The following is an 8,164-nucleotide window of genomic DNA, read 5'->3' as shown; positions in this document are numbered from 1 at the left end:
AGGCCGTAGTAGTTGATGGTGGCGCAGAACACGAAGATGAAGAACATCATGACGACGATGGGGTCGCCGAAGCTCTTGTTGAGAAGCGCGCCGGGCTTCATGCCGCCGACGAGCATGAGGGCGAGCAGACCGGCGATGCTGGGCCAGATGATGTCGATGAAGATCCAGCCGTAGAGCACGCCGAGGAAGATGCCGATGAGATTCATGCCCAGCGGCGTAAGAGGTTCAATGGGGGAAAGCTGCCCGAAGCCGAACATGATGACAAGGCAGATGATGGTGTGCACAAAGTACATGACGTTCAGTTTTTTGGGCGCGGCAGAAGCAGTGCTGGTGTTTGCAGCCATGATGTGTTTCTCCTGATGGGAACGGAGTATTAGTGTTCTTCCGTGACGAAGCGGAAGTTGTCCTGATAGTACCGGGTGATAGGATGGCGGTAGCGTTCCAGGGGAACGCGCTTCCTGCTGAAGCTCATGGCGCCGTTTTCATCTTTCTGGATGAGTATCCAGGCAAGACCGTCTTCGGCGCGGTTGGGGAAGTCCTCGCGGAAGTGACCGGCGCGGGATTCACGGCGTTCAAGCGAAGCGCGCAGATACAGCTCGCTCACGAGAGCCATGCCGCGAATTTCGCGCAGCTTGAGCAGATAATGCGGGTCGGCGGCGGCCATGTTCGGAATTTCTTCTTCGCGGATGCGCACGATCTCGTCGAGAGCACGCGTGAGGGATGCTTCCGTCTTCAGGATGGAAACATCGTAGGGGAACATGGCGGTCTGAATCTTTCTGAGAACGTCATGAGGCGTGAGGCCTTCGCGGCCGAGAGGCGCGTAGACGGCGTCGCGCAGCGCATCGATGTCCTCGTCGACACGGTCGCTTTCCACGGGAGAGGCGGAAGCGAGGAATTCGGCAGCACCTTCACCGGCAAGATGGCCCGTGACGGACGTGGTCATGAGCGCAAATCCGCCGGCGTACACGCCGGGTTCGGTGCTTCTGGCCGTACCGGCGGCAAAGAGGCCTTCCACATTGGTGGTTCCCTTTATGCCGGCTTCCATGCCGCCATAGGAAATGGTCATCTGCGGCAGCCATTCGGTGTTGTCGCGGAAGAGGTCCATGCCGAGCTTGCAGAGCTTCTCATAGTTCATGAGCTGCCAGCCGTTCTGGGGCCGGAGCAGAATGAGATCGTCGGGATTGATGCGGCTGATGTCGAAATAGATGGGGCCGCGTCCGGCACGGATTTCCATGGCCATGGCTATGGTGATGAAATGAGGGTCGGTATTCACGCCGAGCACGGGAGAGTACTTCTCCATGAAAGGCTCGCCCTTGGCGTTGACGAAGTGGGCACCCAGGGGGATGAGCTTGGTCTGTCCTTCCCAGCCGAAGTAGCGGGGCATGTTCCACACGCGGCTGAACTCGAAGTCCTTGAGTCTTACGCCGGCGTTCCATACCATTTCCACGCCTTCACCCGTGGGGGTGTTCTTGCCGTAGGAGGTCTTCCAGCCGCCCACGCCCGTGGACGCAATGACCACCTGCGCACGGAAGCGGTAGAAGTCGCCGCTTATGGAGTCAAAGCCCACGGCGCCCACGACACGACCGTTCTGCTTGAGGAGGTCTGTCACCACGATGCGGCCGAGACTTGTTACGTTGGCCTTGCGCAGCTGCTTGACGAGGTTGCGCACCATGTCTTCGCCGCCGCGGCCCACAAGCTTGGCGGGATACAGCTTTACATGGGGAAGGCCGCGCTGGGGAATGCTCTTGAGGGTGCCGTCTTCCTTGCGGAAGAACTCACAGCCGTAGCGCTGATAGTCTTCCAGGCGATCATTGGAACGACGGAGAATTTCCTCGATCTGTTCCTGATCGCAGAGACCGTCGAAGTAATAGACGAAATCTTCAATCCAGGCATCCAGATCGTCGCCGGGAAGAACGGCGTCGAAGTCGCCGCCTGCCATGGACATGAGACCGCCCCATTCCTTGGGGCCCTTGTCCACGATGACGACCTTTTTTTCGGGAAGAAGCTCGGTGAAGCGCTTGGCAGCCCACAGACCGGCGGAGCCGCCGCCGATGATGAGAAGGTCGCTTTCCACGATATGGGTGTTTCTGTCAGGCATGGTAGACCTCCTTGTCCCTGAGGTCGTTGCCTTCCACGGCGTCGTACCGGGGACCCGGAAAGACCGGGGGCAGCTTTTCCTTGAACGGATGAACGAAAATGGCTCCGGCGGGGCAAAGCCTTTCGCAAACAAAACAGGTCATGCAGTCGTCGGGATACGCGATGAAAGCCTTTCCCTGCTCGTTGAGTCGAATGGTGTCCAGAGGGCACTTCTGCACGCATACGCCGCAGCCGACGCATTTTGCGTCGTCGATATGCTGTATCATTTGCCATCGTCCTCGCCAGCCGTCCGCCCCCCGGCGTACGACTGGACAAGTTCACGGTGAAAAAGGGCACATCCGAAAATCTCCGTCCATTTTCGGATGAAAATTCCTTTGCCTTGCGTTTCCGTTTTTTTTCGTCCCCTTGGAAAAGAGCAGCTTGCTTGCTCTGGAAGCGCAGAAGTCGCAATTAGTTGATAGAAAAATCACATTTTAAATAAAATAAGTCAAAACGATAATTTTTTATTTTTGTTTGATGAAATCAAACATATATCTCAATACCCCGAAATGTTTTGAGAGCTGCGGAATCTTCGCGGATGCGGTCGGAACGCCGTTTCCTGTCCGGTGTCAGGACGGCGCATTTTTGCCGTACAGATGTAGTGAATGGTGTTTTGCATGGGGAGATAAAGTCGAGTTCTGCGCGTCTTTTAAAGGGCATTTTCCGGGTATGGCCGTGAAAAAAGAGCGGGGCGTTCCGGCTTTTTTGCCGGAGAAACAGAAGTCGTACGGGAGTTTTCGGAGCAGTTTGTGATTTATGGGGTAAAAACTGTGGTGGAGAGCGGTGACAGCGCCCGTCCCTTGCAGGATTGCGGCCGCAAAGAGGCCTTCTGCCGCATGAAGACGCGGCTCAGAAGAGAAATGCATGGGGGATCCGTATTCGCGTGTCCGGGCTCGCGTGACGCGTTTGCAATGCGGCAGAGGTGCGGAAGGAGAAGGGGCGGGAATAGCTCTGCTGCGGCCGCAGGGAGTCCTTGTCGGGCTCAAGGCGAGTGACGAAAAAGTTTGGACAGGCAGTGTTCAGGGCACAAAAAAACGCCCTGTCCAGGGGAGAGAACAGGGCGTTTATTGTGCGTTCAGCTTGCAGCTGCAATTACACCTGCATACGGAGCGGGAAGCGGAAGCCTATGGCGCCGGTGGGGCAGCTCGTGCGGCAGTTGGCGCAGTGCCAGCATTCGTCGCCGTGAGCCACTTCGGGGCGGTCGAGGCCGTTTTCGAGGTGCTTGAGTTCGAGCACGTAGCCGGGGCAGTCGTCCACGCAGGTGCCGCAGCCCTTGCAGTGGCCGCAGTGCATGCAGCGGGCGGCTTCGAGCTGAGCCTGCTCAGCGGTGTAGCCGGCGTTGTTTTCCGTGAAGTCCATATGGTTGGTGCAGGCCTGTTTCTGAGGTTCGGTCTTCTCGTACTGGAGAATGCCGTAGATCTCTTCCATGGGCACCACATAGGGTTCCTTGGTTCCGGCGAGGTCGTCGCGGGCAACGATGGTGTTGTCGTCGCCGATGGCGTACACGCGGGAATTTTCACCGGTCAGGTAGGTATGCACGCCGAAGGCGGCACGACGGCCGTTGCCGATGGCGCCAGCGATGGAAGCGGGGCCGGAGGCCACGTCGCCGGCGGCAAAGATGCCTTCAACGGAGCTGGCCTGCTTGTCGTCCACCACGATCCAGTTGCGGGGCGTGAGGTTGACGCCGGCTTCAGCCATGAAGTCGAGGTCGGTCTTCATGCCGACGGCGAAGATCACGGTGTCGCAGTCCAGGGTATGTTCGCCGCCTTCCACGGGAACCAGGGTCAGATGGCCCTTTTCGTCGAAGCGGCATTCCTTCACTTCAAAGTAGTCCACGCCTGCGGTCTTGCCGTCCTTGGTACGGATGGCGGACATGGTGCAGGAATTGTGGATCTGAATGCCCTCTTCAGCAGCCTGTTCGAGGTCTTCAGCGGGGGCGCGCATTTCACCGGCCTTTTCGAGGCAGATGACGTGCACTTCTTCGGCGCCGAGACGACGGGCCACGAAGGCAGCGTCGAAGCCGACACCGCCGCCGCCCATGACGACCACGCGCTTGCCCACTTCGGGACGCAGGCCGAGAGAAGCGGCGCGCAGGAATTCAACGGCCTTCACCGCGGTTTCGGAACCGGGGATGGGCAGGCTGTTTTCCTTGGGGGTACCGGTGGTCACGATGACGGCGTCATGCGCGGCACGAACGTCGGCAAAGGAGATGTCGCGACCGACCACGGTGTTCACGCGGGCACGCACGCCCACTTCGAGAATCCAGCCGATTTCACGGTCGACCACGTCGCGGGGCAGACGGAAGTCCGGCACGCCGTAACGGGTCATGCCGCCGAGCACGGGATTGGCTTCGTACACGGTGACGTCGTGGCCGAGAAGGGCCAGGAAGTAAGCGGCGGTAAGGCCGGCAGGGCCGCCGCCGATGATGCCGACGCTCTTGCCCGTGGCGGGACGGCGCTTGAACAGCGCGGAGCCGTAGGGGGCGTAGTCGAACACGGCGCGTTCAAGGGCGCGGGTGTTCACGCAGGCGTCGTAGCCGGCGCGGTTGCAGTTGGACTGGCAGAAGTGCGGGCACACGCGGCCGGTCACACCGGGGAAGGGGTTCTTGGCGCGCAGGTAGCGCAGGGCTTCACCGAATTCGCCCTTTTCCACAAGAGCCTGCATCTTCTGGATGGAATTGCCCGCGGGGCAGAAATGTTCGCACGGCGAGGTGCGGAACTGCTCCTTGAGGCTGTCGCCCATGACGATGGGCAGGGTGATTTCACGACTATATCTAGGCGGCATGATAATACTCCTTGAGTGACTGATCCGCTCCCGGAGAACCGGGAGGGGGGCGTCGGAACGCTGCGCCGACGCCGGGAAACCGTCGCGGGGCGTTGCCGCCCCGGCGGACAGTTTCAGACGGAAAGGGCTCTACAGAAGAGGGGCCTTGCCCCAATGGTACTCGGTGCCGTTCTTGCCCTTGAGGAGAAGCAGAGGCTTCGCCATTTCGGGATTGAGATTGGGGTAATCGGTAATCTTGTATACGCAGCGGCCCGTTTCCTTGCGTTCCATGGTGGCCTTGATGGCCAGTTCGCACACCTTGAGCACTTCGCACGATTCATGGCAGCGCATGAGGTCGCGCAGGGTGTCGGCATGGAGCTGAGGAATCTGTTCTTCAAGGAAGGTGATCTTTTCCAGAGCGCGTTCCATGCCGGCCATGGAGCGACGGAAGCCCATGTAGTACATCATGACGTTGCGGGCTGCTTCTTCCAGTTCCTGGTAGGTGAGTTCCTGATCGTTGCCGAGAGGAGCAAAGATGCTGGACTTCACCTGTGCGGCAAGGTCTTCGTCGATCTTGCCGGCCTGCTCCATGCCGGAAGCCTTCATGGCAGCCTGACGGCCGGCTTCGAAGCCGCCGCACATGGCGCCGGAGCAGTACAGGAAGATGCTGCCGCAGAACAGTCCGGGAACGGTGGTCTCAAACTGGTCGTTCACCGCAATGGTGCCGCCGAAGATGAGTTCGCCGATTTCCACTTCAAGCAGCTTGTGCTGGAAGTCGGTGCCGGTGCAGTCGGCCCAGTCGCCGAAGGTGGCCTTGTCGCCGGGCATGAGGATGTACTGCAGTTCATGCACGATCTCGGGATCGACATGACGCATATCCATGTAGAAAGGCGGGCCGTTGCCCTCGAGCTGTTCCTGGTAGGTGCCCTGAATCTGGTTGTTGCGCACGCCGTTTTCCCACATGGGGTCGTACTTGCCCATGAAGCGTTCGCCGATGGCGCTGATTTCATGAGCGCCCGAGCTGTTGATGCCGTTCATGCCGGGGCATCCGTAGCCCTTGGGTTCCATGGTGGCGCGCTGATAGGTGTCGAGTTCGGTGACGGCGGCGCCGGCATCATAGCCGAGCACCACGCCCGCGCCCGTGTTGTAGGGGTACATCCACACGTTGTAGGGGTTGTGCGTGGAGTTGTTGTAGCCGCGGGTGGAAGAACGACCCTGAGCGGACACCACGGTCTTGGCGCGGATGATGACGAATTCACCGGTCGACACGTTCCAGCCGAGCACGCCGCAGGCCTTGCCGCCGTCGGTAAGGATCTTCATGGCCATGATGCGGTCAAGGACATGGACGCCGGAGTCGCGAACGATGCGTGCCATGACGCGCTTGATGGTCATGCCGTTGGCAATGTGGACCCACCAGGTGCCGGGCTGACCGAAGCCCTGCGTGCGCTTGTAGGTGCCGTCGGGGTTCTTGCTGAACTGAACGCCGCGGTCTTCGAGACGCTTCAGCATATGGTACATATGATTGTACCAGCCGTTGACGATCATGGTGGGGGAATAGCCGGTCAGAGGCTTGGAGTAGAACTTCACGAGATCGTCTGCGGTGTCGAAAGGCGAGCCTTTTTCGTTCAGAACGGCCATGTAGTGGTCGTTGCCGCCACCAATGCAGCCAGAACTTTCCAGCTTGCCCTTATCCAGCAGCACGACATCCAGACCCTGCTCGCGGGCTCCGAGGGCGGCGCCGCAACCGGACGCGCCAGAGCCGATGACAAGCACGTCCGTTTCGATCAGCGTGCCAAGCGGATGAGTTGAACTTTTCATGACTCCTCCCTGATTCTGAATATACATCGGATGGGAAAGAGAGCGCGGCTTTGGGCGGGGACAACGGAATGGGGGCCGCGCCGGAATCATTCCCGTCGTGTCAATGATTTCACAAAAACACGTTCAGTTGTCAAATCGAAAAAAATTTTTTATTGTTTGATAAAATCAAACAGTAACACGACTGCTGGCTCAGCCATGGGAGGGCAGCACCATGATTGAAGAGCTCGGGGGAGATTTTTTCCAGCATTTACGGGGGTTTTACTATACTGCTAAGACGGGCAGCATACGCAAGGCCGCCCAGCTCATGAACCGCAACCCTTCAACCATAAGCTGGCAGATACGGCAGCTTGAACAGCAATTAGATACAGTATTATTCGATAGATACATGAAAAGGCTGCGTATCACGCCGGAGGGTGAGAGATTGCTCACATGGACGATTTCCACCTTTGAACTTTTGAGGGGCATGAAATCCGACATCAGTTCCCCGTCGGGAGTGCTGCGCGGAACCATCAGCATATCGAGTAATTTGCCCTTTTCCGCACGAGCAGTTCGCATTATTGCCGCCTTTCGCAGAGAACACCCTGAAGTTCATATAAAAATCCGCCGCGCGCTGCCATATGAGACCGTGGACGACGTGGCCAGTTCCCGCGTGGATTTCGGCCTTACCGGCATTACGCATGAGGCTCCGAACTGTTCCCTTGAGGAACTTTTCACCTCGCAGCCTCTGCTCATCGCAAGGGAAGACAACGAATTCGGTCTGCCGGAAAAGCCCACGATGGAGGATATCATTCGTCTGCCGTTCATTTCCTTTCTTGCGGAGAACATGGAGGAGGGCGGAGACCCTTACTTCGATACGTCTCTTGCGTCTTTCGAGCAGCCTCTTCATACTGTGCTCAGCGTGAACAACTATCACCTCATGCTTCGCTACGTGAAGCAGGGCATGGGGGTGGCCATCATGGACGAGCTGTGCCTCATGGCCAGCAAGTACGGCAATCTCGGCGAAGGGCTGCGATCGTATCCGCTGGAGGGCATTCTGCCTCCGGTGCACAACGGCATTCTTCTGCGCCATCACAAACATCTGAGCCCGCAGGCTGCCGCGCTCATCGACAAGATCCGCGTGGAAATGAAGGACAGTCTGGCCAGAGACAGGGAGCAGCTTGCCCGCTGACGGCGAACGGAATCCCGGAGCTTTTCCGTCGGCGGGCCGCACGTTGCCTGCGGCGCAAAAGCGGTTCCGGCCTGTCTCCTCGTTCTCTGCGTGCTTGACCGGAGCAGGGGCAGGCCGTAAGGTTTTCAGGAATTTTCTGTACCTGTCGGCCTGAGGGCCGCATGATCTGCCGCGCACCGTCTTCGGACGGGAGCGCGGTCAAAGCGGATATATTATGGCAGCAAACGCATCCCTTGCGGCCCTGTACCGGCCGCAGACCTTTGCCGAGGTTGTCGGGCA

5 protein-coding genes and 1 pseudogene are annotated in these 8,164 nt (G+C 58.8%); 1 reads left to right on the top strand and 5 read right to left on the bottom strand.

The window, feature by feature from the left end; genetic code table 11:
* The 5 genes and pseudogenes from Q0J81_RS09425 to Q0J81_RS09405 form a co-directional block, all read right to left on the bottom strand.
* A pseudogene (locus Q0J81_RS09425) lies at positions 1-344 on the bottom strand (SLC13 family permease); the annotation flags it as partial.
* 29 nt (positions 345-373) lie between these two features.
* A complete protein-coding gene (locus Q0J81_RS09420; protein WP_294447426.1) occupies positions 374-2,098 on the bottom strand; it encodes an FAD-binding protein in 1,725 nt (574 codons plus the stop codon).
* Positions 2,091-2,363 carry a 4Fe-4S binding protein gene (locus Q0J81_RS09415; protein WP_294447424.1) on the bottom strand — a complete coding sequence of 91 codons (273 nt, stop codon included), beginning with the start codon at positions 2,361-2,363 and terminating at the stop codon, positions 2,091-2,093. Before Q0J81_RS09415 ends, Q0J81_RS09420 begins: the two co-directional genes overlap by 8 nt.
* Positions 2,364-3,228: 865 nt before the next feature.
* Complete coding sequence (locus tag Q0J81_RS09410; protein ID WP_294447422.1) at positions 3,229-4,920, bottom strand: FAD-dependent oxidoreductase; 1,692 nt, start codon at positions 4,918-4,920, stop codon at positions 3,229-3,231.
* Between the two features lie 129 nt (positions 4,921-5,049).
* Positions 5,050-6,717, bottom strand: coding sequence for an FAD-binding protein (locus tag Q0J81_RS09405; protein WP_294447421.1), 1,668 nt, complete (start codon positions 6,715-6,717; stop codon positions 5,050-5,052).
* 211 nt (positions 6,718-6,928) lie between these two features.
* Between Q0J81_RS09405 and Q0J81_RS09400 the strand changes: the two genes are divergently transcribed.
* A complete protein-coding gene (locus Q0J81_RS09400) occupies positions 6,929-7,885 on the top strand; it encodes a LysR family transcriptional regulator (RefSeq protein WP_294447420.1) in 957 nt (318 codons plus the stop codon).
* The last annotated feature ends 279 nt before the right edge of the window (positions 7,886-8,164 follow it).

The sequence above is a fragment of the uncultured Mailhella sp. genome, assembly GCF_944324575.1.
Taxonomy (GTDB): domain Bacteria; phylum Desulfobacterota; class Desulfovibrionia; order Desulfovibrionales; family Desulfovibrionaceae; genus Mailhella.
This window is presented reverse-complemented; position numbering and strand designations above follow the sequence as displayed.

Excerpts from the sequence above, each read along its gene's own strand:
- Q0J81_RS09420 (WP_294447426.1), bottom strand. The coding sequence starts at position 2,098 with ATGCCTGACAGAAACACCCATATCGTGGAAAGCGACCTTCTCATCATC.
- Q0J81_RS09405 (WP_294447421.1), bottom strand. The coding sequence starts at position 6,717 with ATGAAAAGTTCAACTCATCCGCTTGGCACGCTGATCGAAACGGACGTG.
- Q0J81_RS09410 (WP_294447422.1), bottom strand. The coding sequence starts at position 4,920 with ATGCCGCCTAGATATAGTCGTGAAATCACCCTGCCCATCGTCATGGGC.
- Q0J81_RS09400 (WP_294447420.1), top strand. The coding sequence starts at position 6,929 with ATGATTGAAGAGCTCGGGGGAGATTTTTTCCAGCATTTACGGGGGTTT.
- Q0J81_RS09415 (WP_294447424.1), bottom strand. The coding sequence starts at position 2,363 with ATGATACAGCATATCGACGACGCAAAATGCGTCGGCTGCGGCGTATGC.